Origin of the sequence: Chryseobacterium sp. RR2-3-20, assembly GCF_017808115.1 — a bacterium.
In the GTDB taxonomy this organism is placed as follows: Bacteria; Bacteroidota; Bacteroidia; order Flavobacteriales; family Weeksellaceae; genus Chryseobacterium; species Chryseobacterium oryzae.
In genome coordinates this window covers 1-25,622 of record NZ_JADQBD010000047.1, presented here as the reverse complement: position 1 = coordinate 25,622, position 25,622 = coordinate 1, and the positions used below count along the sequence as shown (strand labels likewise).

At 34.1% G+C, this 25,622-nt stretch carries 23 protein-coding genes and 1 riboswitch; of the genes, 17 read left to right on the top strand and 6 right to left on the bottom strand.

The window, feature by feature from the left end:
- Positions 1 to 649: 649 nt before the first annotated feature.
- Positions 650 to 1,459, top strand: coding sequence for a GLPGLI family protein (locus tag IV513_RS11030; RefSeq protein ID WP_209390630.1), 810 nt, complete (start codon positions 650 to 652; stop codon positions 1,457 to 1,459).
- Positions 1,460 to 1,614: 155 nt separating this feature from the next.
- Here the strand turns inward: IV513_RS11030 and IV513_RS11025 are convergent, their stop codons facing one another.
- Positions 1,615 to 1,923, bottom strand: a complete 309-nt coding sequence (locus IV513_RS11025; RefSeq protein WP_209390629.1) for a hypothetical protein — start codon at positions 1,921 to 1,923, stop codon at positions 1,615 to 1,617.
- A gap of 162 nt (positions 1,924 to 2,085) precedes the next feature.
- Here IV513_RS11025 and IV513_RS11020 point away from each other — a divergent pair, with 162 nt between their 5' ends.
- The 4 genes from IV513_RS11020 to IV513_RS11005 all read left to right on the top strand — a co-directional run bounded on the left by IV513_RS11020 (position 2,086) and on the right by IV513_RS11005 (position 5,734).
- Positions 2,086 to 2,586 (top strand): hypothetical protein, encoded by a 501-nt coding sequence (locus tag IV513_RS11020; RefSeq protein WP_209390628.1) that lies wholly within the window; start codon positions 2,086 to 2,088, stop codon positions 2,584 to 2,586.
- A 216-nt stretch (positions 2,587 to 2,802) separates the two neighbouring features.
- Positions 2,803 to 3,417 (top strand): outer membrane beta-barrel protein, encoded by a 615-nt coding sequence (locus IV513_RS11015; RefSeq protein WP_209390627.1) that lies wholly within the window; start codon positions 2,803 to 2,805, stop codon positions 3,415 to 3,417.
- A gap of 142 nt (positions 3,418 to 3,559) precedes the next feature.
- On the top strand, positions 3,560 to 4,108 hold the full coding sequence (locus IV513_RS11010) for an L-threonylcarbamoyladenylate synthase (RefSeq protein ID WP_209390626.1): 549 nt from the start codon (positions 3,560 to 3,562) through the stop codon (positions 4,106 to 4,108).
- Positions 4,109 to 4,312: 204 nt separating this feature from the next.
- A complete protein-coding gene (locus IV513_RS11005) occupies positions 4,313 to 5,734 on the top strand; it encodes a CCA tRNA nucleotidyltransferase (RefSeq protein ID WP_209390625.1) in 1,422 nt (473 codons plus the stop codon).
- A 65-nt stretch (positions 5,735 to 5,799) separates the two neighbouring features.
- Here the strand turns inward: IV513_RS11005 and IV513_RS11000 are convergent, their stop codons facing one another.
- The 3 genes from IV513_RS11000 to cdd form a co-directional block, all read right to left on the bottom strand.
- The gene (locus IV513_RS11000; protein ID WP_209390624.1) at positions 5,800 to 6,843 is read right to left on the bottom strand and encodes a DUF5074 domain-containing protein; all 1,044 of its coding nucleotides are present in this window, start codon (positions 6,841 to 6,843) and stop codon (positions 5,800 to 5,802) included.
- 20 nt (positions 6,844 to 6,863) lie between these two features.
- Entirely contained in the window at positions 6,864 to 8,693 is a 1,830-nt protein-coding gene (locus IV513_RS10995; RefSeq protein ID WP_209390623.1) for a TonB-dependent siderophore receptor, read from the bottom strand.
- Between the two features lie 30 nt (positions 8,694 to 8,723).
- Positions 8,724 to 8,902, bottom strand: a riboswitch (cobalamin riboswitch).
- Positions 8,903 to 8,976: 74 nt separating this feature from the next.
- On the bottom strand, positions 8,977 to 9,459 hold the full coding sequence (cdd, locus tag IV513_RS10990) for a cytidine deaminase (RefSeq protein ID WP_209390622.1): 483 nt from the start codon (positions 9,457 to 9,459) through the stop codon (positions 8,977 to 8,979).
- A 103-nt stretch (positions 9,460 to 9,562) separates the two neighbouring features.
- Here cdd and namA point away from each other — a divergent pair, with 103 nt between their 5' ends.
- The 3 genes from namA to IV513_RS10975 are packed head-to-tail and all read left to right on the top strand — an operon-like array spanning position 9,563 to position 11,274.
- Positions 9,563 to 10,612: an NADPH dehydrogenase NamA gene (namA, locus tag IV513_RS10985; protein ID WP_209390621.1), complete on the top strand. Its 1,050-nt coding sequence runs from the start codon at positions 9,563 to 9,565 to the stop codon at positions 10,610 to 10,612.
- A gap of 24 nt (positions 10,613 to 10,636) precedes the next feature.
- Positions 10,637 to 10,921, top strand: coding sequence for a DUF2752 domain-containing protein (locus IV513_RS10980; RefSeq protein WP_209390620.1), 285 nt, complete (start codon positions 10,637 to 10,639; stop codon positions 10,919 to 10,921).
- Positions 10,922 to 10,950: 29 nt separating this feature from the next.
- Positions 10,951 to 11,274, top strand: coding sequence for a CCC motif membrane protein (locus IV513_RS10975; RefSeq protein ID WP_209390619.1), 324 nt, complete (start codon positions 10,951 to 10,953; stop codon positions 11,272 to 11,274).
- 60 nt (positions 11,275 to 11,334) lie between these two features.
- Here IV513_RS10975 and IV513_RS10970 read toward each other — a convergent pair whose 3' ends face one another.
- Both IV513_RS10970 and IV513_RS10965 read right to left on the bottom strand, forming a co-directional pair.
- Positions 11,335 to 11,640, bottom strand: a complete 306-nt coding sequence (locus IV513_RS10970) for a DUF493 family protein (protein ID WP_209390618.1) — start codon at positions 11,638 to 11,640, stop codon at positions 11,335 to 11,337.
- Positions 11,641 to 11,662: 22 nt separating this feature from the next.
- The gene (locus IV513_RS10965; RefSeq protein WP_209390617.1) at positions 11,663 to 12,340 is read right to left on the bottom strand and encodes a DUF4197 family protein; all 678 of its coding nucleotides are present in this window, start codon (positions 12,338 to 12,340) and stop codon (positions 11,663 to 11,665) included.
- A 436-nt stretch (positions 12,341 to 12,776) separates the two neighbouring features.
- Here IV513_RS10965 and IV513_RS10960 point away from each other — a divergent pair, with 436 nt between their 5' ends.
- The 9 genes from IV513_RS10960 (at position 12,777) to IV513_RS10920 (ending at position 25,557) form a co-directional block, all read left to right on the top strand.
- Positions 12,777 to 15,602 (top strand): SusC/RagA family TonB-linked outer membrane protein, encoded by a 2,826-nt coding sequence (locus IV513_RS10960; protein ID WP_209390616.1) that lies wholly within the window; start codon positions 12,777 to 12,779, stop codon positions 15,600 to 15,602.
- Positions 15,603 to 15,614: 12 nt separating this feature from the next.
- Positions 15,615 to 17,090, top strand: a complete 1,476-nt coding sequence (locus tag IV513_RS10955) for a RagB/SusD family nutrient uptake outer membrane protein (RefSeq protein WP_209390615.1) — start codon at positions 15,615 to 15,617, stop codon at positions 17,088 to 17,090.
- A gap of 17 nt (positions 17,091 to 17,107) precedes the next feature.
- The gene (locus tag IV513_RS10950) at positions 17,108 to 17,941 is read left to right on the top strand and encodes a LamG domain-containing protein (protein ID WP_209390614.1); all 834 of its coding nucleotides are present in this window, start codon (positions 17,108 to 17,110) and stop codon (positions 17,939 to 17,941) included.
- Between the two features lie 2 nt (positions 17,942 to 17,943).
- Entirely contained in the window at positions 17,944 to 19,326 is a 1,383-nt protein-coding gene (locus tag IV513_RS10945) for a glucoamylase family protein (RefSeq protein ID WP_209390613.1), read from the top strand.
- 65 nt (positions 19,327 to 19,391) lie between these two features.
- On the top strand, positions 19,392 to 20,774 hold the full coding sequence (locus IV513_RS10940) for a glucoamylase family protein (protein ID WP_209390612.1): 1,383 nt from the start codon (positions 19,392 to 19,394) through the stop codon (positions 20,772 to 20,774).
- A gap of 191 nt (positions 20,775 to 20,965) precedes the next feature.
- Positions 20,966 to 21,673 carry a prolyl oligopeptidase family serine peptidase gene (locus IV513_RS10935; protein WP_209390611.1) on the top strand — a complete coding sequence of 236 codons (708 nt, stop codon included), beginning with the start codon at positions 20,966 to 20,968 and terminating at the stop codon, positions 21,671 to 21,673.
- Between the two features lie 34 nt (positions 21,674 to 21,707).
- Positions 21,708 to 24,035 carry a beta-glucosidase BglX gene (bglX, locus tag IV513_RS10930; protein WP_209390610.1) on the top strand — a complete coding sequence of 776 codons (2,328 nt, stop codon included), beginning with the start codon at positions 21,708 to 21,710 and terminating at the stop codon, positions 24,033 to 24,035.
- A gap of 142 nt (positions 24,036 to 24,177) precedes the next feature.
- Positions 24,178 to 24,975 carry an alpha/beta hydrolase gene (locus tag IV513_RS10925; protein WP_209390609.1) on the top strand — a complete coding sequence of 266 codons (798 nt, stop codon included), beginning with the start codon at positions 24,178 to 24,180 and terminating at the stop codon, positions 24,973 to 24,975.
- Positions 24,976 to 25,152: 177 nt separating this feature from the next.
- Positions 25,153 to 25,557 carry a hypothetical protein gene (locus tag IV513_RS10920; RefSeq protein WP_209390608.1) on the top strand — a complete coding sequence of 135 codons (405 nt, stop codon included), beginning with the start codon at positions 25,153 to 25,155 and terminating at the stop codon, positions 25,555 to 25,557.
- Positions 25,558 to 25,622 lie beyond the last annotated feature (65 nt).

Below are 25,622 nucleotides of genomic sequence, written 5' to 3'. Positions count from 1 at the left end.
AATAACGGCTTTAACAGTTGTGCAGTTTATAAACAAAACTTATTTCAATCGAAATATCAACAACTTAAAAGTCAGTATTATTTAAAATGCACAACGGGTATAGATTATTTAGATTTTATACTCAATAGTTACAAATACATCATCAATGGATCAATATTAAACTAATATTAACAACAGAGTAATAGATTATTTATAAATTAAATTTTAAAATTATTTAAAAAAAAGTTTGTGCAGTTAAATTTTACTTCATAATTTAGTGACGTTAAACAAACAAAATATTAATCATTATAAAAAAATTATTCTTTGTTGCAGCTTTAGGAGTTGCAGGATTTGTAAACGCTAATGGAAACATCATTTCCAATGAAAAAAATGCAAATGTTGGTTCTGAAATTGTTGCAGGATTCAATCAGGCTGGTCAAAATCAAGAGTTTTCTTCTAAAAAAGTATTTAAACGATTAATTAGAGTAACAGTTCATACTACTTGTGGAGAAACATACTCACAAGTTTTAAGTTTTGATTTAGAGCCAACAGATGAAGATTTTATTGGTATTGCAAATGCGGTTCAGTTTGCTTTATGTGATTTTGGAAATGATGATGGTTGGGATATTGCTCAAAGAAGTGCCGACGAATATGATGTAACGGTTAAAAGATGATAAAAAAAAGGTATTTATTAATACTTATATTAATTTGTAATTATGGTTTTTCTCAAAAAGTGATAAATTTTGATTTCATAGCTAAATATAGTCTGAAGTCGAAAATCAATTCTAAGAGTCAAACTAAACAGCAAGAAAACTTCTTTCTCATATTTAATGAGAAAGAAAGTTTTTTTATATCAGAAAAAGATTTTGCACGAGATTCAATAAAATTCAGAAGTGATACTGGAGATCTGGATCTTGCGAGACTCATGAAATTCAAAACATATTTTTCAGACAGAATTTATACTGATCTTGCAGATCAAACCCAAGTTTCAATCTTAAAATACAATACAAATTTTTTCGGAAATAAGGATGGAAAATTCAGCCAAAATTGGAAAATTGATGGGGGGAAAAAAGTTATCAAAAATATAGATTGCTTCAGTGCATCAATAAATACTTTTGGTAGAGAATGGATAGGTTATTTTTCATATAATTATCCCTTCCCTTATGGACCTTATAAATTTAATAACTTACCTGGTTTAATAATCAATATTAAAGATAAGGAAGGAATTTATGAGTTTGAATTAGTTGAGTTTATCAAGAAAAAAACCACATATAAATTGGAGAAAATTAATAAATACGTTTCTAAAGAAGACTATTTTAAATTCCTCAAAGAATTACATTTTAGTACTAAATTATTCGATAATTTTTCTATTCCTGACGATCCTGCCTTTAAAAACAAGATGAGAAGGGCATTCGAGAATAATACAAAAAAAGTGGATAATTATCCTATCGATAAAGATATGAGATATATCTTTGATTAAGTATTAGTTATTTATCTGAGATTGGAAATGCAAGTATTTTTATGAAAAATGCTAATCCTAATACTTCATTTGGTAAATTTATAAAAAATTTTTAAATATAAAAACAGCATCAAATTCGGTGCTGTTTTGCTTTTATATATTGACTATATCAATTATTATATAATACTTTTGTATTTTGTGACAAATAGATTGGTAAAATTTGTTTTTACTTTTTTGGGTTTAGAAAGCGATTTTAAATTTTTAAGATAATATTTAATATCATTTAGAATAAAAGATATTTCGGTAGTGAAAGTGTCAAATTTCGATTTTCCAAAATCTTTATGAATAGCACTGAATAATAATTCTTCATTATTTATAATAATATCTCTAAGTTTCTCCAACTGTAGTGCACGAAATTCAATATTTTTAGTCTGTTGAGTTTTGAAAAACTTTTTTTGAAGAGAGATTACTTGAGAGATTACCATTGCTTGAACCTTTTTGCAATTTTAAGCAAATATTTTGCCCAAAATGTCTTCATAATCATAATTTAATAAAAGTATGATAAAATAATTCTGTGTTTTTTAGAATACTGTGTGGCACTTTGTTTGCTCGAAGATATTTGAGTTAATAACAAAATATAAAATATCATGAAAAAACTATTCTTATTAGGAGCATTTGCTTTGTTTGGATCGGTAAATGCACAAAGTGGATTTAAATTAGGAGGACACATTGGTGCACCAGTAGGAGATGCATCCAAAATGTCTACTTTTACCCTTGGCGTGGATGCTGCATATATGTGGACAATAATGAAAGGCTTGGATGTGGGAGTTACAACCGGATATTCTCATTTTTTCGGAAAAGATAGGTTTGATGATTTCGGATTTGTTCCTTTGGCTGCATCAGGTAAATATAAATTTGCTAAAGTACCATTGTTCGTAGGTCTTGATTTGGGTGGTGCAATTTCAACAAAAGACGGTATCAACAGTGGCTTGTATATTTATCCTAAAGTGGGTTATCAAATGCCAAATGCTGAACTCTATTTAGGTTACCAAAATATAGGCAGTGAAAGAAGGGATTTCGACAGAGACAGAAGGATAGATTCTAATTTTGGAGCAATTAACTTAGGAATTAACTTTTTTCTGAAGTAAAAATACATTTTTATCTATCATATAACACTCCAATTGAAAAGTTGGAGTTTTTTTTGTGATATTTTTAAGCTTTTGGTATTTAAAGCCTATTTTTTTAAAAAATTGATTTACAAAAACCTCCTGTTGATACGTGATATTAATCATATTAATAAATTTTAATATAACATAAAAGTCTTATAAATTTGCAGCATAGAAAATATTAAAATAGTTTAAAACATGAAAAAATTATTATTAACAGCTGCTGTTGTAGCTTTTGGTTTATCAAATGCGCAAATCGCTAAAGGAACTACTTATTTATCTGGAACTGTAGGATATTCTTCTGTAGAAGATAATAACGAAGATACTAAAGTTGATAACTTTGCAGTTGTTCCAACTGTTGGTTATTTTGTAGCACCAAACTTAGCAGTAGGTTTAGGAGTTGGTTATGCTTCAACAAGCAAAAAAGAAAATTTCAACAATGGTTATGATAAAAATACAACTGCTGCTTTTGTAGTTGAGCCATTTGCAAGAAAATACTGGACTTTAGGAGATAAATTATATATCTTCGGACAGCTTTCTGTTCCAATGCATTTTGGTAACGAAAAATCTGAAGAAAATGTAAACAATACTACTGTTTCTCAAAAAGTTAACTACAATTCTTTCGGAGTTTCAGTAAAACCAGGTTTAGATTATTTCTTGAACAAAAACTGGACTATTGAAGCTACAATCGGAGAATTTGGTTACAGCACTTCTAAATATGATATCGACGGAGCTAAGAATGTAAACAACTTCAACTTCGGATTGAATTTAGCTAACGTAGGTGTTGGTGTAAAATATGTTTTTGCTAAGTAATTAACAAAATATAGTACATAAATCCCGGACTTAACGTTCGGGATTTTTTTATGCCACGAATCTAAATTTCAGTTATAAAATAGAAATTATCTTCTGTACAGAAAGCGTAAATTTGCTTTTTTACATTTTACAGAAAAATTTTATGGATAATATCATCAAAATACTCCAGTCGGGCGGAACCATACTTTATCCTACAGATACTATTTGGGGAATTGGTTGCGATGCAACAAACACAGAAGCAATTAATAAGATTTTTGATATCAAAAAAAGGGAAAAAAATAAATCTCTAATTATCCTTGTTGAATCTGAGAAGAGATTACAGGATTTGGTAGATGTTCCGGAAATGGCTTGGGAAATTATGGACTTAAGCGAAAAACCCGTTACCATCGTTTATGAAAATCCGAGAGGATTACCCAAAGAAATTTTAGCAGAAGATGGAAGCATAGGAATTCGCTTGGTAAAAAACGATTTTTGCAAAAAGCTGATTTCTAAACTTAACAAGCCTTTGGTTTCTACTTCAGCCAATTTTAGCGGAGATAAAAGTCCGATGAAATTTTCTGATATTTCTGATGAAATTATTCATCTTGTTGATTATGCTGTGGAAGAAGACCGGGATAAAGTTTCAAAGTATTCTGGTTCCTCAGTAATAAAAATCTGGAATGATAACAGAATTAAAGTTTTAAGAGAATAATTCTGTTTCTGATTTCGTTTTGTGGAATGAATCCTTCAATCGAACCCTTATTCTCATTTCGACCTAAAATAGTTATCTTTGCAGCATGTTTAATCATTAATATTGGAATGATCTGAATTTTAATTCGTCAATTCCAAATTCTTAATGGTTTCGAATTAGATAAACTTTAATACAAGTTTTATCTGAACCTAAATTATACCGAAAATGTTCATTAATCTCGCCCAAAATAAAAATCTTAAACTCTTTAAACTTATTTCAGAAGCCGCATCCAAAAACAATCAGTCTGTTTACATTGTAGGAGGCTTTGTCAGGGATTTACTGATGAAAAGAAAAGCGTCAACCGATATAGATTTTGTCACAGAACAAAGCGGGATTGAGCTGGCTCAAAACGTTGGAAAAGAAATTGATCCTAAAATGAAAGTTTCAGTTTTTAAAACCTACGGAACTGCAATGATTCGCTATAAAGATTTGGAATTGGAATTTGTGGGAGCCAGAAAAGAAAGTTACACAGAAAACAGCCGTAAACCGGAAGTTGAAGGCGGAACTATAGAAGACGATCAAAAAAGACGGGATTTTACCATTAATGCAATGGCAATCTCCCTTAATCAGGATAATTTTGGAGAATTAATTGATCCTTTCGACGGAGTAGAAGATTTAAATAACGGTATTTTAAGAACCCCACTTGAACCTGAACAGACTTATTCAGACGATCCGCTCAGAATGATGAGAGCGATTCGTTTTGCATCAACTTTAGAATTTAAAATTGAAGAAAATTCTTTAAATGCGATCAAAAAGGAAGCAGAGCGACTCAAGATTGTTTCGATGGAGAGAGTTATGGTTGAATTTAATAAAATTATGCTTTCCAAAAAGCCATCGGTGGGTCTTAAACTTATGGCAGAATTAGGTTTAATGCAGCTCATTATTCCAGAACTTATGGATCTAAAAGGGGTTGAGGAAGTTGAGGGACAAACGCACAAAGATAATTTTTACCATACGCTTGAAGTGGTAGACAATATCTCAGAAAATACCGATAATCTCTGGTTGCGCTGGTCTGCCTTATTACACGATATAGGGAAAGCTCCTACTAAAAAGTTTGTAGAAGGAACAGGATGGACGTTTCACGGACACGAGTTTTTAGGATCCAAAATGGTTAAAACTCTTTTTCAAAGGTTAAAATTACCATTAGGAAACGATATGAAGTATGTTCAGAAAATGGTGAAGCTTTCTTCAAGACCTATTGCACTTATTACCGATGATGCATCGGATTCTGCTCTTAGAAGACTGCTTTTTGATGCCGGAGAAGACATGGAGGATTTATTCACTCTTTGTAAAGCTGATATTACTACAAAAAATTCCAAAAAACAGGAAAAATTCAAAAGAAATTTTGAATATGTAGCGGTTAAAATTAAAGAAGTGGAAGAAAAAGATCAGGTTAGGAATTTTCAGCCACCTATTTCCGGAGAAGAAATTATGAATATGTTCAATTTAAAACCTGGTCGCGAAATCGGAATTTTAAAAGATAAAGTAAAAGAAGCAATTCTGGAAGGTGAAATAGCCAATGACAGCGAAGAAGCAAAGAATTTTGTGATTTCAGAAGCTGAAAAACTAGGATTAAAACTTGCTTAAAATATATAAAAAAATTCGGCGGCATCGAAGATGCCGCCGAATTTTTTGTTCAAAACCAGAAAATATTAGTTGGAATAAACTCCGTTTGCTCCCATTCCTACTGTAAATTTCTTGATGAAAGTTCCAGAAGTGGTGTAAACACTTATTTCGCTTGCCTGTGTAAAGCCTTTCACATCCGAAGTGAAAATTCTTCCTTCCAAAACATTAAATCCATATAAAGTAAAATATTGTCCACCATCAACTGCGGTAATAATTGGCGCTGTAGGTGCTGCGGTAGCATTCATATCCATAGAATAGATTTTGTTTGCAGAACTGTAGAAAAACTTACCGCCATCAATTTGTAAATTAGTCGCATTGGCAACATTGCTCAACGTTATGTTTTTGGTAATAGTTCCTGCTGGAGAAATTTCGTAAATATAAGAATCTGTAGTACCAGTTGCAATTACATATACATTGTTGTTGTATGCAATGGTTTTATTGATGTTTCCGTTTGGAATAGATACCGGAGTGCCATCAATTTCGTTGGTTGTAGTATTAATCTTAGTTAAGGTAGTACCAAATCCGTAAGTAGCATTTTGTACAAAAATATTCTCTCCCGCAGCTACAACTCTCTCAGCTGTATTGGTAAACGGAATTTTTTTCACAAAAGACAAATCAGAAACTTTATAAATACTCACATATTTTGCTCCCATGTATTGGTCGTTAGATACATAAAGCATATTGTTGGCAATTGCCATGTATCTTGGCTGATTAATTTCAGTAGTAATTGTACCTGCTTTTTTGAATGTATAACGGTTAACAACCTGAATTTTGTTGGAATTATTCAGCAGTAAAAAAGCTTTGTCTCCGTTGATAACCATCGTTTGAAGTACCTCTCCTAAATTTTCGTTACCGTTATTGGCTTTGTAAAGATCATTTTGCATTAAGCTTAGATCTTTTGTAATGAAACTTACATCTGCATTGGGTGTTCCGAAATTTCCTTCATTGGTAATAAGATATCCGTTCTGATAATTTATGGCAACCGGAATTTCTTCATAGTCGGATGTACATGACACCGAAAAAATCAGTGCAAATGCAAAAAAAAGCTGTAGTAATCTGTTAAATTTCATAATATATAGATTTAAATATTTTAAAAATTAATGGTTGCGTAAATGCTATAATTTCGCTGAGGCATATAATAGTAAGCGACTGTTTGGTAAGCTGTATTGGTTATATTATTAACTCTGGCTCCCAATGTGTATTTTTTTGCCAACGTTGCAGAAGCTCCTGCGTTCATTACGAAATAAGGATTAATTGCATATTTTCTGCTTTCATCGGCAGTAGTATAAGTAAGTCCGTTATATAAGCCTTGTGCGTAAATATTCAGGAAACGATATCCATAATCCAAATTAGCCGAAATTTTGTGCAGCGGAACATACATCAATTGTCTTTGTGTTTCCACATCGGTCGATTTTGTATAAATATATCCAACAATTAGCCTTAAATTATGTTTATTGAATTTTTTCTGGTAAGTAAGTTGAGATTCTAAACCATAAGATTCCACTTTTTGAGTGTTGAATGCCGACCAATATCCCATTGGTGTAGGAAGCCAGCGAATCATCTGGTCGATTTTCATGTAGTACGGACTTATTTTAAGGGTGAAATCAAAAGCCTTCAATTCATGCGTCATATCCGTCTGAATAGATGTTTCAGGTTTCAGATTAAGATTTCCTCCCTGTTCCCAGTACAAATCATTGAACGAAGGAAATCGGAAGTTTTTAGATACGTTAAGGCTCATCTGATACCATCGATTGGCTTTCCATTTTCCCGAAAAAGAATATAAAATCGGGGATTTAATATCTTCTATAAAGTCTTGTTTTATACCTGCTTCAAAACTAACTTTTGAACTTGGGAAATATCTCAGCAAACCTGCAACAGAGCCAACGTTTCTATGTACATTACTAATTCCTGACTGGTAGCCTTCTCCAATGTTATGCTGAAATTCTCCGATTACATTAAAATTGAGTTGAGGAACAATAAAATAATTGAAATCGTTTTTTGCAATATAGTTTTTTGCTGTTCCGCCACTTGTTTTCGGGGCATCTATAATTCCGAAATACTGAAAATTGTCTTCCGTATAAGCGGTTTTCAAACTGTTGGATACTTTTTTATGATTAAAATCCCAAGCCAGTAAACTTCTTACCGTCTGTGCTTCGTATTTTGTTTTATTTCCGTTTTCTTCAAAAATAGGATAGTTCTGTGTAGCATCAAACCATTGGCTTTGCCAGGAAACCGTGTTGTGTTGAGAAACTTTATAAGAAGTTCCTATATTGAAAGAGGTATTAAAAAATTTTCCGTTTCGGTTAATGTAATTTTTTTCTTCAACCTTGTAGTTGTTTTCGCTGATGAGGTAATTGGCAGAAGCTTTAAAGCTGAATTTATCATTACTGAAAGAACCTTTCGCAAAATTTTGATACGTACCAAAAGAACCTCTTTCTGAATGGATTTGTGCATTAAAACCTTTATTAAAGCTCAAATCATTATTCAAATGAATGCTTCCTCCAATCGCTCCGCTTCCGTAAATCACACTTCCGCCTCCAGACTTTACTTCCATTTGGTCGTATCCGGAAAGGGCAATATTATTTACATCGCCTTGCCCTAAAAACAGTGAGTTGATGTTGATTCCGTTCCAGACAAAGGCGGTCTGCTGAGCTGTTGTTCCTCTAAAAGAAGGTGAAGATACAGCACCCCGTCCATTTTCTTTAATATATACCGGTGACTGAAATCGCAGAACTTCTGATAGATTGGATGCGTTTTTTTGAATATCTGCCGCAGATAATGTTTGAACCTCATGAAAAAGTTTAACCTTTTTCATCTGCGTATCGAAAATATAAAGGGTGTCAATCTGGGTTTCCTGACCAAAATAAAGATTCAGACTGAAGAATCCAGAAACTACAACGAATGCTTTTTTTAAACTCATATTACGCTTGTCTTTCCTCCGAAAACAATAATTTTAGGGTTAAATTCTGGCAGGTCTCCTGGCTTTCGTTTTTCTGTACCTTCCCGCTTTAGCAGTGGTTTTTCACAGAAAATTCTTATTACGATTTACAGTTGCGGGGACAGCTTGGGGTTTTCTCCCAATTCCCTCTTAGTTCCAATATATTGGAAACCAGAATTTTTACAAAGATAAGTTTTTAAACGAATTGGGCAATATGCGGATGTTGGCGTTGCCTTTTCTTCGTAATTATCTAATTTTGTATTGTCTATAAAAAAGTAGCATCAAAATAGAATGGGAGCAAATCTTTAATAGATGACACTTTAATAACATCATCATTCAAATTCGCAAAATACAATTCTATATTTTCATTCTGCTTGGTTTCATATTCTATAATACTTTGTCGGCATGCACCGCATGGAGGAATTGGCGGGTTATTTTCTGCAGATTCTTTAGGACCGCCAACAATAAATATTTTCTTGATTTTTTTGTCCGGAAAATTGGCTCCAACCCAAAAAAGAGTAGTTCTCTCGGCACATAAACCCGAAGGAAATGCAGCATTTTCCTGATTGTTACCAGAGAAAATTTCTTCATTTTCCAACAGGACTGCACATCCAACATAAAATTCTGAGTAAGGTGCATAAGCGTTTTTACGGGCTTTTTTTGCTTCTTCAAACAGTTTTTGCTCAATTTTACTTAGTTCGTTTCTGTCTTTAAACTGTTGATACCTTATTTCTATATTTTTTTCCATATTCATTTCAAAAAAGGGGAGTAAATGTAAACTATTTTAATCATTTAGGCAATAAGGTTTATGAATGTATTTTCGTATTTTTAATGTTTTAAAAATTAGTTAAATGTTATATACATCAATAAAATTCAGAAATGTTGAACTGAAAAACAGATGGGTAATGTCGCCTATGTGTATGTATTATTGCGAAAACGGTCTTGCCAACGATTTTCATTTTGTACATTATGGCAGTCGTGCACAAGGCGGAACCGGGCTTATAATGGTTGAAGCAACAGGTGTTGAGCCTAAAGGAAGAATTACCAATCACTGTATGGGGATTTGGAATGACGAACAGGCAGAAAAGCTTCAAAAAATTGTCGATTTTGTACATGGAAACTCAGACAGTAAAATAGGGATTCAGCTTGCACATTCAGGAAGAAAAGGTTCTACATGGAATAATAAGCAGATTTCTCTTGAAGAAGGTTGGGAAACGGTGGCACCAAGTCCTGTTCCGTATCAGCCTGGGGAGAGAGTTCCTCACGAATTGTCTGTGGAAGAAATAAAAAATCAGATTGATAATTTTAAGAAAGCTGCAAAACGTGCTGTAAATGCCGGATTTGATGTAATTGAAATTCACGCAGCCCATGGTTATCTTGTTCATCAGTTTCTTTCACCGCTTTCTAACATTAGAACCGATGAATATGGGGGTAGTTTTGAAAATAGAATTAAATTTTTGATCGAAATTGTGGATGCTGTTAATGAAGAACTGAATGATAATGTTGCCCTTTTCGTGAGAATCTCAGGAACAGAATATGCTGAAAATGGTTGGGATATTAATGATAGTGTAAAACTGGCAGAGATTTTAAAGAATCATCATGTAGATTTGGTTGATGTTTCGAGCGGCGGAAATATCCATGGAGCCAAAATTTCTGTGTTTGACGGCTATCAGGTTCCTTTTTCTTCTGCAGTAAGAGAACAGGCAAATGTAAAAACCGGAGCTGTAGGATTAATAACCAACGTGAAACAGGCTGAAGAAATTCTTCAAAATGGAGAAGCAGATCTTATTTTTGTAGCAAGAGAAATTTTAAGAAATCCTTATCTTGCGGTTCAGGGTTCTTTTGATATGAAAGAGGATTGTTTTTTTCCGCATCAGTATATGAGAGCTAAAATTTCTTAGATTTGTGAAATATAATTTAACATCATGCATATAGAAGATTTTATGCTTCCTTGTCCGAGTAAAAAGTTTTTGGGCATCGAGTGTTTTGGATGCGGTACTCAAAGAGCAATAGTTTTGGTGTTTCAGGGGAAGTTTCTGGAAGCCTTCAAAATGTTTCCTGCGGTATATACTCTTTTGATGTTTTTTGGTTTTGTCGCTGTCAATTTTTTAGATAAAAAAAGAAATTATGGGCAAATTCTTATATTTTTAGCGATAATTAATTCCATTATTATGGTTTTTTCTTATTTTTATAAACATTTTTTCAATTAATATATTATAAACTTTAAAAAAATCAAATTATGAATCAACAAAAATTACCTAATGCACAGACGGTACTTATTTTAGGAATAGTATCTGTTGTCGGAACATGTTGCTGTACAGGTTTAATAGGAATTATTTGCGGAATTATTGGTCTTAATAAGTACAAAGCTGATAAGCTTTTGTATGACCAAAACCCATCAGAATATTCAGATTTCAATAATCTAAATACGGGTAGAATTTTGTGTATTATTGGTATTATCTTAGGAATACTTAATGTTGCCTATACCATTTTTGTCCTTGCAACAGTTGGTGTAAGTGGATATATGGAGCAAATGGAACAATTAAGAAATATGGGTAAATAACTTCATATAATAACTGAAATAAAAAAGCTGTTTTAAATATTTAAAACAGCTTTTTTTATTTTACAACAAAATAATATTTTCAATTTTTGCTACTTCCTGGTAAATATTAATTACCTGATCGGCATCCAAAACAAAAGCATTAATATTGCAGGCTGTGTATTTGCCGTTTTTACTTTCGCGGTTACTCAGTGTAAATTTAATTCCGTCGAAAACTTTGTAAATTTCTGTTATCTTCGACTGGTCTGTCGGAATAATGAATTTAAATAAATAATCCTCAGGAAAATCATGATGATTCTCCAGTTTTTCTTTTAATGATTTATAAAACTCTTCCGGGCTTGCGTGTTCGTTTCCTTGTAAAATTTCCATACTTTAAAGATACTAAAAATTATTATTTTCCGAAAGGTCCCAGTAAAGATGCAGAATTTTGCTTTTCATGATCTTCTATGATATTAAAAAGCCCATTTACGATTTGCTCTGAAGCCATTAAACTCAATCCGCTTGCATTTACCTTAGAATTATTGCCTCCTAAAAGACTTCCCAATAAATTGCTTCCCGATAATGCCGTATTAATTGTTTTTACAATACTGTATTTATTCAATTCCTGTTCAACTCTCGGAGCAATTGCCTGAATAAGCTGACCTTGTGTTTTTTCTTTTAAAATAAGCGTGGCAGTACCTTTTTCACCTTGAATGATACGGGTTACATCCTGTGCATTAAGACTGTTTACAGCATTTTCTAGTATAGGCTTAGAAATTCCGACAGTGTAAACTGCAGCTTCAGCAATGTATTCTCTTTCTTTTGCTACAAGAGAAGGTGCAATTTTCTCTAATGTTGAATTAATATCTCTCAATTCTTTTGGTAAAGCTTTATCTACAAGGTTATTTTGAAGAAAAGCTTCTTTATTTCCATAAATATTTACTCCTTTATTAATACCTCCCAGTAAAACTCTTTTAATAACAGCCAATCCTAAATCTGAAGTGGCAATTGTTGTACAAGAGTTAAGACTTGTAGCTATAAATGCTGCTGAACCTATCGCAATAGAGGCAGCTATGATTATTTTTTTCATGTATAAATTTTAATTTTTGATGGATTTATTGGTTCTATTTTAATTTTCTCACCTATAAGAATAGATTGCCAACAAAAACATTAGACAAACTTAATATTATTTTTTCAAACATGAATGCATGACAAAATTGATGCCTTTTTTCTTAATTATTTCAAAAAAGAGTTTTTGGTTGCAATTTTGGAGATTTTTATTGCTTCATAATGAGAAAATGAGAAAATTTTAATTATGAATTTGATAATGATGTTGATTGATTATGTGTTTTAATAAGTTAAAATTAACTATTTATTAATATTTAAGTAATGTAAATTGCGATAATGAAATTTTTTTAAGAAATATTAACAACTTTAAGAAATATTTTTATTTTTGGCTTGTAACCTTATGTTCAATATGATAAGGCTGTAAAAAACTAAGAGAAACAAGATAAAATTAAAGCTATATGAAACAACCAAATTTAAAGTATTCCTGTCTCATTGCCGTACTCTATTTCGGCATGAATGCGAATGCACAAACAACACCGAGAGATACTGTTGTAAAAGAACAGAAGATTGAGGAGGTCGTAATGATTGGATACGGTACTGCAAAAAAACGTGATCTTACAGGGTCGATAGCAAAAGTTAATGGAGGAGAAGTTGCAGACAAGCCGGCTTCTAACCCACTGAACTCATTACAGGGTAAAGTTGCAGGTTTATCAATTGTGAATTCTGGGCAGCCGGGATCTCAGGCAGATGTAAGAATTAGAGGTACAGTTACTATTAATGGAGTTAATCCAATTTATATAGTAGATGGAGCATTTGCAAATAATATTGATTTTGTGAATCCTGCGGACATAGAATCTATGGAAGTTCTAAAAGATCCATCTTCTTTGGCAATTTTTGGTAGTAGGGCAGCTAATGGTGCAATAATTATTACTACCAAAAGAGGGAAAAGCGGAAGAACAAGCATAAGCTTGAACTCATCAATTGGAGTAAAATCTTTCGATAACAGACCAGATCTTACAGATGCATCTGGTTTTAAAACTCTTTACAACGAAGATCTTGCAAACCAAGGATTAGCTCCCTATAATTTTGCACCTTTTACCGCAAATACCAATTGGATTAATGAAATTGCAAAGAAAGGAGGAATCATCAATCAGAATAATATTACCATCTCCAATGGTAACGACAAAAACAGGATGAGTTTTTCATTCGGTTATCAGACAGAGGATGGGTCTATCAAAAATGAGAAATATGATAGAATGACCTATAAATTTAATGATGATTTAAAGATTTCCAGTTCTGTAAGAGCAGGATTTGGATTAACAGGTTCGTATGCCAATCTTCCGCAGAATCGTAGCTTTGGTTCTGCACTAAACGCTACTCCGGTGGTAAGTCCAATAAATATGACACCAGGCGATTATTATGGATTATTCAACTCGCTTCCTCAGCAATTAGGTGCTGCACAAATTGGCAATCCGCTGGCTGTTGTTGAAGGAATGAAAAATACCCAAATTAATAAAGATGTCCAATTTAATCCCAATGCATATCTTGAATTTGATTTTTTTAAGCATTTTACATTTAGATCAAACTATTTTGTAAACTACAGAAATGGTTTCGGTAGAGGATATACTCCAGTTTTTAATATCTATATTCCAGAAACAAATACTGTTGCACCATATTCGGGTAATTTATTAACAGGGGTAAGTCAATTCGAAAATCGGGACATGAGTTTCCAACAAAACCAGTTATTAACATACAAAAACAAGTTTGGAAATCACGACCTTACTTTAATGGCAGGTTTCGAAACTATCAACAGACAGATTAGAGGTATGAGTGGATCAGCCAGAGGTAGTTTGAATAATCCTTTCGGACAGATTCCTAATGATTCTAGATTTTGGTACCTAAATTCAGATTTTATAGATACTGCAAGTAAAACAGTAACTACATCAGGATACAACGAAAAACAGGTTTCTTATTTTACTAGAATGTTATATAGCTATGCTAATAAGTATATGCTTAATGCATCTTTCAGAAGAGATGGTTCTGCCTATTTATCTCCAGGAAACAGATTTGATAATTTCTGGTCTGTAGGTGCAGCATGGGAAGTAACTAAAGAAGATTTCATGAAAAATCTTACAGCTATCAATTATTTGAAATTTAAAGGTTCTTACGGAGATTTAGGGAACCAGTATGTAGCGGGAGGTAGATATTATGGTTATCCTACTTATATTGAAGGAGGTACCGGAGTGTTTAATGGAAATATTTATCCAGCTTACATTCCCGAATTTGCAGTTAATAAAGATCTAAAATGGGAACATCTTAAATCTTATGAATTTGGGTTAGAATCTATGTTCTTAAACCGTAGATTATCTTTAGATGCAAACTATTACAATAAGAAAACTCATGGAATTTTAGATTCTGATGGAAATTCTTACACCTATTATTTAAATACAGGATCTATGGAAGCTAAAGGGTTTGAATTCTCTTTAGGTTGGAAAGATTCAGTTTCAGAAAATTTCACGTATTATATTAATGGAAATTTAACTACGACCAAAACAAAAGTTTTAAGTACTTATTCTGAAGGGTATCAAAAATTCTCAGGTCCGTCAATATTTACTGCAGGTTTACCAGCCGGAGCTTTTTATGGATATGTAGTGGATGGTGTTTATCAGACTAAAGCAGATATTTTGCTTTCTCCAAGTTCTACCATTGGTAATCCCGCGCCTGGAGATTTAAAATATAAGGATATTGATGGAGACGGACAGATTACGCCAGCCGACAGAACAATGATAGGAAACCCAACGCCAGATTTCACTTATGGTTTTAGCGTTGGTGCAGAATACAAAGGAATCTATCTGAATGCTGATTTCTATGGAGTTTACGGAAATGAAGTTTTCAGAAATTGGGGTAACGGAAATTCATTCGCTCCGTCTAACTATAGAGAAGAAAGACTAGACAGATGGACAGGTCCTGGAACTTCTAATTGGGAGCCAAGAAGTTATTCTGGAAATGCTTATAACCGCGAAAATTCAACTTACATGATTGAGGACGGAAGTTTCTTTAGAATCAGAAATGTTCAGGTGGGTTATAATTTCAATAAAAATTTAATATCTCCACTTAAACTTGAAGGTTTAAAGTTATATGTAAATATTCAGAATCTAAAAACTTGGGATCATGTTAACGGATTTACACCAGAGTTTGGAGGATCTGCAACTCAGTTTGGAGTTAACAACAGTGGATATCCTAACCCAAGAATCGTGAGTTTCGGACTTAGTGCAAATTTTTAATACTATCAAAAAATGAAAAATATAAAATTTAAACATATTGTAATTGCAGCATTTTTAGGAATGACAGCAACAACAACGCAAAGTTGTGGAGACGATTGGTTGGATGAAAAACCTTTAGGAAGACCAATCCCAGGTGAAGGGAGCAGTGTAGGTGGTTTCGAAAGTAAAGTTTTTGGACTTTATGCAGGTTTAAGACAACAAGCCGGTGTAAGTGATTTTTCTTACGTATGGACTCACTGTATCAGAGCAGATGATAACGAAAAAGGAAGTACAGCCAATGACGGAGCAGCAGACGGAAATGTTTTTAATAATTTTGGATATGTTGCTACCAACGGACATATTAAAAATAACTGGACCGGGCATTACAAAATAATATTTGATGCGAATGCCGTAATTAATGAAGCTGTTGCTTCAGGAGATACTTCGCCGGGTACATTAATGAATATTGCAGAAGCAAAAGCAATTCGTGCATTTTGTTATTTTGAATTAAGAAGAGATTATGGAGAAATTCCGGTAAATCTCAAAACAATTGTTAACCCTATAGATGAAATTGCACCTAAAAATACAATAGCTGAAGTAGATGCACAGATTATAAAAGATCTTACCGAAGCAGCTGTAGATTTGCCTAATCAGTGGCCAAGTGTTTATTTAGGCAGAGCAACAAAAGGTATGGCAAATGCTGTATTGGCGAAACTTTATTTATATCAGGGTAATAATGCAAAAGCATTAGAATATGCCGAAACTGTGATCAATTCAGGAGTTTATCAGCTAAATACCTCTTATGATGCAGAATTTACCAAAGCAGGAAATAATTCTAAAGAATCTATTTTCGAAGTACAGAAAACATACGATTTTGCAACAAAGTACAGCAACAATTTTTATGAATCTCAGGGAGTAAGAGGTTCTGGAGCGTGGGATTTAGGTTGGGGATTCAATGTGCCTTCTACCGAGTTGGTTTCAATATATGAAAATGGTGATGTAAGGAAAAAAACGACAATTCTTACCTCAGGAGGTCCAGATATTTATAATAATGCAATACTTCCGAATGGACCCAACAATCCTAATCCAGTGCTTGTTCAACAGTATTGGAACGGAAAAGCTTATACAGCATTATCAGAAAGAATATTTTATGGTGTTAATAAAAATCACTGGGAAGATATTAAGCTTATAAGATATGCAGATGTTATTTTAATAGCAGCAGAAGCAGCTTTACAATCAGGAAACGCAGCTAAAGCAACAACATATCTTAACATGACCAGATCAAGAGCCGGTCTGTCTAACGTTGCTGCAACATTATCTGCGATTAAGCAAGAAAGAAGAGTAGAATTTGCAATGGAATTTGAGAGATTTTATGATCTTGTACGTTGGGGAGATGCTGTAACTGTGTTAGCTTCCAAAGGATATCAGGATAAGAATAAATATTTCCCAATTCCACAGGATGCGATAGATAAAGCTCAGGGTGTTTTGGTTCAAAATCCTAATTATTAATTTAAAAAATATTTAGAATGAAAAAGTTTCTAATTAATATATGTGCGATATGCACAGTATCTGCCACTATTTTGTCTTGTCAGGATTTAGACAGACCTGAATTGGGAGATTATCCATTGGATAATGCTGTATTACCAGCCGGATCTTTAAGGTTTTATGTACCCTTCGATAAAGAAGACAGCAGATTAAGATATCAGTTTTCTGAGCAGCTATCGGGATATCCTTCTTTTACACCAGATAAATCTATCCAAAGTGATGCAGGTATTTCAGGAAAATCTTACAAAGGATCGTCTAGTGCGTTCTTGAAGTATCTTACCCCTAACGATTTTGCTGCTAAAGCAAGCAGTTTTACCATTTCTTACTGGATGAAACATGGAGCAACTACAAGTGGTGCCGAACATATATTCAGTATTCCTTCTTCTAATGGGCACTGGACAAAAGGTACCATGATGCTTATGAATGAAGCTACAAGTAATGGTATTGCAGTAAAAATGATTTTAGTAGATAAAAACAATGCAGATACTTGGTTAACTTGGGAAGGAGCAACCAATGCAGTTCCTGTTTCCGGATTTTTTGATACTCAGTGGCATCATTGTGTATTTGTTTATAACGCTAATAATTCTTCACTTACTTTCTACAAAGACGGAGTACAAGTGGGGACTCCTAAAGTATGGGGAACACATGGCGGGGTAAACATGGATGCTACTAAAGTAACTGGGTTTAATTTAGGCGGCCAGTCCGGTATAGACAGTTGGATGAAGCCGTGGGCAGGAAATCTGGATCAGTTCAGAATGTATGACAGTGCTTTATCTAGTGCTGAAATCAATGATTTATTTGTAAATAAAAAGTAGTTTTGAAACTAAAACAAATATTAACATTAGCAACTGCCATATTTTTATGTGGCAGTTGTTCTAATGACTCAGTTTTTGTAGAAACACCTGTAGAAAATCCTTCACAACCACAGAATAATTACACCGATTCTCAGCTTATAGAAATGGTGCAGAAAGATGCCTTGAAATATTTTTGGGATTATACAGAAAGCAATTCCAAACTGGCCAGAGAAAGATATCATACCGATAATCCGGGACAAGATGCTCACGTTGTTTCAGCGGGAGGATCTGGTTTTGGGTTGATAACTATTCTGGTAGGAATCAATAATGGATATGTTGCTAGGGCAGAAGCGGTTTCAAGGTTAACAACAGCACTCAATTTTCTTCAGAATGCCGACCGTTTTCACGGAGCATGGCCTCATTGGATGAATGGGAATACGGGACATGTAATTCCTTTCAGTCAGAAAGATGATGGTGGTGATCTGGTAGAAACAGCATTTCTTGCACAAGGTCTTATCTGTGTGAGAGAATATTTCAAAAACTCAACTGATGTCGCTGAGCTGGCAATTTCCCAAAAAGCAAATACGCTTTTGAGTGGTATTGAATGGAGCTGGTACACAAAAGGTGAAAATACATTATATTGGCACTGGTCGCCCAACTACGATTTTCAGATGAATATGCCTTTAAAAGGGTATGATGAAACTTTAATTACGTATGTTTTAGCGGCAGCTTCTCAGAATTATTCGATTAACAAGCCTGTTTACCAGCAGGGTTGGGCGAGAAACGGAGGCATTGTAAATTCTTCATCCCAATACGGATTACCTTTAATAGTAAAGCATAATACTCTTTCCGGAAATATAGGTCCTATTTTCTGGTCGCATTATTCCTTTTTAGGTCTTGATCCGAGAGGGCTTACAGATGATTATGTAAATTATGGAAATGCCACTACAAATCATGCTAAAATTATGTATCAGTATTGTATCGCAAATCCTAATGGATGGCAGGGATATAATTCAAAAAGTTGGGGATTAACGGCAAGCTATACCCGTAATGCTGATGGTACTACCGGCTACGCTGCACACCAGCCAAGCAACGATTTGGGAGTTATTTCGCCTACAGCAGCACTTTCAAATATGCCCTATACGCCCACAGAAAGTATGAATATGCTGAGGTTTCTGTATAACGAAAATTACAGCGAATATGTGGGTATCGCAGGTCCTTACGATGCTTATTCAATACAATACAATTGGGTTACACCAAGGTATCTTGCAATAGATCAGGGAACAATAGCTCCAATGATTGAGAATCATAAAAATCAGTTTTTGTGGCAGTTATTTATGAATGCACCGGATGTAAGACAGGGCTTAATCAAACTTGGCTTCCATTCTACACAGTACGGATTTTAAAATTTAAAATTTTACTTAGCTACAGTTTAAAATCTTCAGCTAAGTTTTAACCCTAAAATTTAATAATGAAAAAAATACTCCTTACAGGAAGTTTAGCTATGGCTTTGCTTTCATGTAAAAATCATCAGATCAATCAAAATATTTCCAGCAATGCCACGATCAAAAGTAATCTTGAAGATGAACAGTTGATGGATAAGGTTCAGAAAGAGGCTCTGAAATACTTCTGGGATTATGCCGAACCCAATTCAAAACTGGGAAGAGAACGTTATCATGAAGATAATATCTATCCGGATAAAGATAAGCACGTTATTACCACCGGAGGATCTGGTTTTGGTCTGGCTACAATTTTAGTGGGAGTAGAACGAGGTTTCATTCCCCGAGAAGAGGCGGTAAAAAGACTTTCTACGATAATGGATTTTCTGGCAAAAGCAGATCGGTATAAAGGAGCGTGGTCTCACTGGATCAACGGAGAAACAGGTAAAACCGTTCCTTTTGGAAAAAAAGACAATGGTGGAGATTTGGTAGAAACGGCTTTTTTAACCACGGGAATTATTCAGGTGCGGGAATTTTTTAAACACGGAAATGCAGAAGAGAAAGCTTTAGCCAAAAAATGTGATGAGCTCTGGAAAGGAATTCAGTGGAACTGGTACACCAAAGGCGGCGAAAAAGTTTTGTATTGGCATTGGTCACCGGAATACCAGTGGCAAATGAATTTTCCGCTGCAGGGCTATAACGAGTGTTTAATTACCTATATTTTGGCTGCATCATCGCCCAATTATTCCATTGATGCAGATACTTACTACAAAGGTTGGGCAAAAGACGGAAAAATTCTCTCAGACAAAGAAAAATACGGACTTCCGTTATACATAAAACACAACGGAGCAGAAGAATATGGCGGGCCTCTGTTTTGGGCACATTATTCTTATATCGGCTTAGATCCCACTAATTTATCAGATAAATTAGTCAAAAATTATTTCGATTTAAATAAAAATCAGGTACTCATAGATTATAAATACTGCTTAGAAAATCCAAAACAATGGAAAGGCTACGGACCTAATTATTGGGGACTCACCGCAAGTTATTCCAGGAATAAAGATGGCGGAACTGGCTATAATGCCCATTTTCCGCAAAATGATCACGGCGTTATTACACCAACGGCTGCATTGAGCAGTTTTCCGTACACACCAAAAGAATCAATGGATTTTCTGAAGTTTTTATACCTTCAAAAACCAGAATTTATAGGCTCTGCGGGTCCTTACGATGCCAATTCTATTCATTATAACAATTGGTTTACGCCAAGATATTTAGCAATAGACCAAGGTACCATTGCCCCGATGATTGAAAATTACCGTACAGGATTTCTATGGAAATTATTTATGAATGCCCCGGAAATAAAACAGGGTTTAAAAAAATTAAGCTTCAAATCAGATAAATATAATATTAAATAAAAATTTTCAGGAGCTTATTCCCGCTATCCGCTGTATCTTTTTTTGTGACGGTCTCCGCTTCGCTCCGCCCGCCACAAAAAAGGATGTCGCTTCTATCGGGGCTATTTCATAAATAATAGTTCCAAATAGATAGACAATCGGTGAAAATTGATATTCAATACGATGACTCATAAATATTAATATAAAAAAATATGAAACTGAAACTAAATATACTTCCGCTTGTACTATTGGGAATCTGTTCCTTAGGAAAAGCCCAGGAAATCAAGGCAGAACTCAATAGAGAAATTAAAACGAGCACAAAAATATCATACCTATTAGATTATCCCAAAAACTCAAATGGAAACGTGCCATTAATGGTATTTCTTCACGGTTCCGGTGAAAGAGGAAATGATCTTGAGAAAGTAAAAGCACACAGTCCGTTTACGTACAAAAATTTAATCAAAGAACCTATTGCAATTTTAGCTCCGCAATGTCCTGCAGATACGTGGTGGGATACCGTTGCTGTTTATCATTTAATTAAAGAAATTCAGGCAAAATACAAAATAGACGATTCCAGAATTTACCTTACAGGGCTATCCATGGGGGGGTGGGGAACTCTAAAATTGGCCATGGAACATCCTGAAATGTTTGCTGCAGTAGTTTCTGTCTGTGCACCTACCGATAGAGTGATGTATGCCAATATCAATCAGTATAAAAAGCTTAACATGAAAATTTTTCATGGCGGAATGGATGATGTCGTTTTACCCGAAAATGCCTTCAATTTTTACCAAAAGCTTCATCCTATAAATCCTTCAGCAGAATTAACCATTTTCCCGAATGATAATCATAATTCCTGGGATTCTACCTATTCAAATCCGGCATTATACGAATGGATGCTGAGTAAACGCAAAGGAAAATAAAACCTAAACAAGAATTAATAAAGAAGATAGATATATGAAAAAGTTAATTTTAATTGCAACTATAGCCTTGGCGCCTGTTTTTTCGGCACAGGAAATGGTTACAAAACCGGTTCAGTCTTACCAAACAGCACAATATCAGTCAAAGAAAAAGGCTTTTGTAGATGCTCTTTTGGCAAAAATGACCTTAGATGAGAAAATCGGACAGCTTAATTTACCCAGTTCAGGAGATTTTACTACAGGCTTGGCTAAAAGCTCAGATATTGGCAAAAAAGTAGAGCAGGGTTTAGTGGGCGGATTGTTCAATATAAAAGGAGCAGACAAAATTAAAGCAGTACAGAAAGTTGCCGTAGAAAATAGCCGACTGAAAATCCCTTTGATTTTTGGGATGGATGTCATTCATGGTTACGAAACTACTTTCCCTATTCCATTAGGATTGGCTGCTTCATGGGATATGAATCTCATACAGCAGTCTGCAAGAGTGGCGGCAAGAGAAGCTGCATCGGATGGTATCAACTGGACTTTTTCACCAATGGTAGATATTTCCCGCGAACCGAGATGGGGAAGGGTTTCTGAAGGTTCCGGTGAAGATCCTTACTTAGGAAGCGAAATTTCCAAAAATATGGTTTATGGCTATCAGGGGAAAGATTTGGCAAATGGCAGCAATATTCTGGCTTGTGTAAAGCATTTTGCTTTGTATGGTGCGGGTGAAGCAGGAAGAGATTACAACACTGTAGATATGAGCCATGTGAGAATGTTCAACGAATATTTTCCGCCTTACAAAGCGGCTGTAGATGCGGGCGTTGCTTCTGTGATGGCTTCTTTTAATGAAGTAGACGGCGTTCCTGCAACCGGAAACAGATGGCTTCAGACAGATGTTTTGAGAAATTTATGGAAATTCAAAGGTTTTGTGGTGACCGATTACACGGGGATCAACGAAATGGTAGATCACGGGATGGGAGATCTTCAGCAGGTTTCTGCATTAGCTTTAAAAGCAGGAATTGATATGGATATGGTAGGTGAAGGCTTTTTAACAACACTCAAAAAATCTCTGTCGGAAGGAAAAGTGACTCAGGCAGAAATAGATATGGCAGCCAAAAGAATTCTGGAGGCAAAATATGATCTGGGATTATTTGATAATCCTTATAAACACGGTGATGCCAAGCTTGCGGCAAAGGAAGTCTATAATTTAGAAAACCGTAATATTGCCAGAAATGCAGCAGCCCAGTCTATGGTGCTACTGAAAAATGAAAACCAGGTTTTACCGCTCAAAAAATCTGGCACGGTAGCGGTAATTGGTCCATTAGTGAACAATTCTATGAACATGGCAGGAACTTGGAGTGTAGCAACAAAACACGCTTTATCTGTAAATTTAATGCAGGGTTTACAGGCTAATTATGGGAAAGATGTAAAATTTATCTCGGCAAAAGGAGCAAATATTGATTATGATGCTAAACTGGAAGAGATTTACGCTGCACACGGTAAAAAAACCGATAGAGATAACAGACCGAAAGAAGTTTTATTAAAAGAAGCAGTAGATGTTGCCAATAAAGCAGACGTTATTGTTTTAGCAATTGGTGAATCTGCCGAAATGAGCGGTGAATCTTCTTCGCGCACTGAGATTACCATTCCACAATCGCAAATTGATTTATTAAACGATTTAAAAAAGACGGGTAAACCCATTGCAGTAGTACTTTTCACAGGCCGTCCGCTTGCTTTAACGAATATGAAAGATGTTCCTGATGCTATCCTAAATGTTTGGTTTGCAGGTTCGGAAGCGGGAAATGCTATTTCTGATGTTCTTTTTGGTAAAGTAAATCCTTCCGGGAAACTTCCGATGACATTTCCAAGAAGTTTGGGACAGATTCCTATTTATTATAATGAAAAAAATACAGGTAGACCTTTAGATCAGAAACTGGTTGATAAATGCGAGTTCCAAAGATTCAGATCCAACTATATGGACGAATGTAATACTCCTTTGTATCCATTCGGATATGGTTTAAGCTATACAAAGTTCGATTATTCCGGTTTCACAGTTTCTAATCTTAATCCTAAAGGGAATCAGACCATTCAGGCTTCAGTAACGGTAACAAATTCAGGGGATTATGATGGAGCAGAAGTGGTTCAGCTATACATCAGAGATTTGGTGGGAAGTATTACCAGACCGGTGAAAGAACTGAAAGGTTTCCAAAAAATAATGCTTAAAAAAGGGGAATCTAAAAAGATAACTTTCGATATCAGCCCAGAACAGCTTAAATTTTATAATGGAGATTTAAAATATGATTGGGAAGCAGGAGAATTTGATATTATGATCGGTAGCAATTCTTCAGAAGTCCAGCATTCAAAAATCAACTGGACTAAATAAAATAAAAACGTTTCACCTCCAAAAAGTGAAACGTTTTTTTTGAATTGCCTTTCAGGAAGAATTTTCAACAATTCAGTATTATAAAATTTTTTTCAAAGTAATTAAAATACTATTTTTGAGGCATAAAATAATTCATACTATAATGAAAAAAACAATATTTTTCTCTTTGTTATTAGCCTTTTCATCAACGTTATCCAAAGCTCAAATGGATGACAAATTCTATCAGCCAGACAAAAAGATGCAAAAGTTAGAGTTTAAAAAAGTTGAAAATCTTAGTCTGCCAGTGGAAAATGATACCATTACCGCAATTGTTTTGAAGCCGGAATCTAATTCAGTAAAAAAGACCATCTTATTTTTTCATGGAGCGAACGGAAATGTGTCTACCTATCAATACATGACAAAACCATTGGTTGAAGACGGTTTTCAGGTAGTAATGGTAGATGTAAGAGGATACGGAAAATCTACAGGTAAACCTACGCATAAAAATGTGGCAGAAGATGCACAGAAAATGTTAGATTATCTTTTGTCTAAAAAAGAGATAAGCGACAGCAAAATTTATATTTATGGGGCATCTTTAGGATCGCAGGTGGCAACACATTTGGCTAAAGATAATCAGTCTAAAATATCAGGATTAATATTAGACGGAGGGATGTCATCTTTTACAGATATTGCGATTAAATATAAACCAGAATATAAAGAATTTATACAGAAAGTTATTATTTCTCCGTATTCTGCGAAAGAAGATATTAAATCTTTACAGGGGCTTCCAAAGCTTTTTATTTACAGCAAGAATGACTCTTCTGTTCCGTTTGAACATGGACAGCTTATTTATAACAATGCTCCGGAACCTAAGCAGTTTTTGGAATTTTCGGGAGAACATCTGCAGGGAATGAAAACCAAAGATAAAAATGAGATTTTAAAAGCAATTGAAAATTTATAATTAAAAAATTGGCGTAATTGTTGATTTCAAGGTTTACTTTATTGCTAAAATTATTTTTTTGCATTAAATTTATAGTCAGTTTCAAGTAAGGATATTATGAATGATTCGTAAGAATTTACTTATCATCTGAAATTGAAAAAACTCAAATAATTTTAGAAAAATTTTAAATTTTAAAATATGAAAAAGACAATTGTTTCTTTCGAGTTGTTTTGTACTTCAATGGCATTTTCTCAGATGGTGGGGAATGATAAAGACAAGCATGGCTGTATTGGTTCTGCAGGTTATACCTATTCTCAGGTAAAAAATGATTGTGTAAAACTTTTTGATCAAAAAATTAAACTTACTGAGGTTAATCCAAAAGGGACATCTACTTCTTTTACTCCTGTTATTTTCAGTTCCAATAAAAAGAAAGCAGAGGTTTTTCTTCCAAATCAGGAATCTGGAAGTATTATTTTATATAGGGTAGGAAAAGGCAAAATTTGGAAAAAAGGTAATTATATTTTGGTTCCGTATAAAAAATATGGATATCAGCTGAAAAAAGATAATGTACCTGTTGTGCATTTAGCACAAATTAATTTTTAACTTATTCAAACTTCTCTTGAAGACGAAAAAATTTAGATATTGAATCATGGTAAAAGAAGTTATTT

Excerpts from the sequence above, each read along its gene's own strand:
- IV513_RS11030 (WP_209390630.1), top strand. The coding sequence starts at position 650 with ATGATAAAAAAAAGGTATTTATTAATACTTATATTAATTTGTAATTAT.
- IV513_RS11025 (WP_209390629.1), bottom strand. The coding sequence starts at position 1,923 with ATGGTAATCTCTCAAGTAATCTCTCTTCAAAAAAAGTTTTTCAAAACT.
- IV513_RS11020 (WP_209390628.1), top strand. The coding sequence starts at position 2,086 with ATGAAAAAACTATTCTTATTAGGAGCATTTGCTTTGTTTGGATCGGTA.
- IV513_RS11015 (WP_209390627.1), top strand. The coding sequence starts at position 2,803 with ATGAAAAAATTATTATTAACAGCTGCTGTTGTAGCTTTTGGTTTATCA.
- IV513_RS11010 (WP_209390626.1), top strand. The coding sequence starts at position 3,560 with ATGGATAATATCATCAAAATACTCCAGTCGGGCGGAACCATACTTTAT.
- IV513_RS11005 (WP_209390625.1), top strand. The coding sequence starts at position 4,313 with ATGTTCATTAATCTCGCCCAAAATAAAAATCTTAAACTCTTTAAACTT.
- IV513_RS11000 (WP_209390624.1), bottom strand. The coding sequence starts at position 6,843 with ATGAAATTTAACAGATTACTACAGCTTTTTTTTGCATTTGCACTGATT.
- IV513_RS10995 (WP_209390623.1), bottom strand. The coding sequence starts at position 8,693 with ATGAGTTTAAAAAAAGCATTCGTTGTAGTTTCTGGATTCTTCAGTCTG.
- cdd (WP_209390622.1), bottom strand. The coding sequence starts at position 9,459 with ATGGAAAAAAATATAGAAATAAGGTATCAACAGTTTAAAGACAGAAAC.
- namA (WP_209390621.1), top strand. The coding sequence starts at position 9,563 with ATGTTATATACATCAATAAAATTCAGAAATGTTGAACTGAAAAACAGA.
- IV513_RS10980 (WP_209390620.1), top strand. The coding sequence starts at position 10,637 with ATGCATATAGAAGATTTTATGCTTCCTTGTCCGAGTAAAAAGTTTTTG.
- IV513_RS10975 (WP_209390619.1), top strand. The coding sequence starts at position 10,951 with ATGAATCAACAAAAATTACCTAATGCACAGACGGTACTTATTTTAGGA.
- IV513_RS10970 (WP_209390618.1), bottom strand. The coding sequence starts at position 11,640 with ATGGAAATTTTACAAGGAAACGAACACGCAAGCCCGGAAGAGTTTTAT.
- IV513_RS10965 (WP_209390617.1), bottom strand. The coding sequence starts at position 12,340 with ATGAAAAAAATAATCATAGCTGCCTCTATTGCGATAGGTTCAGCAGCA.
- IV513_RS10960 (WP_209390616.1), top strand. The coding sequence starts at position 12,777 with ATGAAACAACCAAATTTAAAGTATTCCTGTCTCATTGCCGTACTCTAT.
- IV513_RS10955 (WP_209390615.1), top strand. The coding sequence starts at position 15,615 with ATGAAAAATATAAAATTTAAACATATTGTAATTGCAGCATTTTTAGGA.
- IV513_RS10950 (WP_209390614.1), top strand. The coding sequence starts at position 17,108 with ATGAAAAAGTTTCTAATTAATATATGTGCGATATGCACAGTATCTGCC.
- IV513_RS10940 (WP_209390612.1), top strand. The coding sequence starts at position 19,392 with ATGAAAAAAATACTCCTTACAGGAAGTTTAGCTATGGCTTTGCTTTCA.
- IV513_RS10935 (WP_209390611.1), top strand. The coding sequence starts at position 20,966 with ATGAAACTGAAACTAAATATACTTCCGCTTGTACTATTGGGAATCTGT.
- bglX (WP_209390610.1), top strand. The coding sequence starts at position 21,708 with ATGAAAAAGTTAATTTTAATTGCAACTATAGCCTTGGCGCCTGTTTTT.
- IV513_RS10925 (WP_209390609.1), top strand. The coding sequence starts at position 24,178 with ATGAAAAAAACAATATTTTTCTCTTTGTTATTAGCCTTTTCATCAACG.
- IV513_RS10920 (WP_209390608.1), top strand. The coding sequence starts at position 25,153 with ATGAAAAAGACAATTGTTTCTTTCGAGTTGTTTTGTACTTCAATGGCA.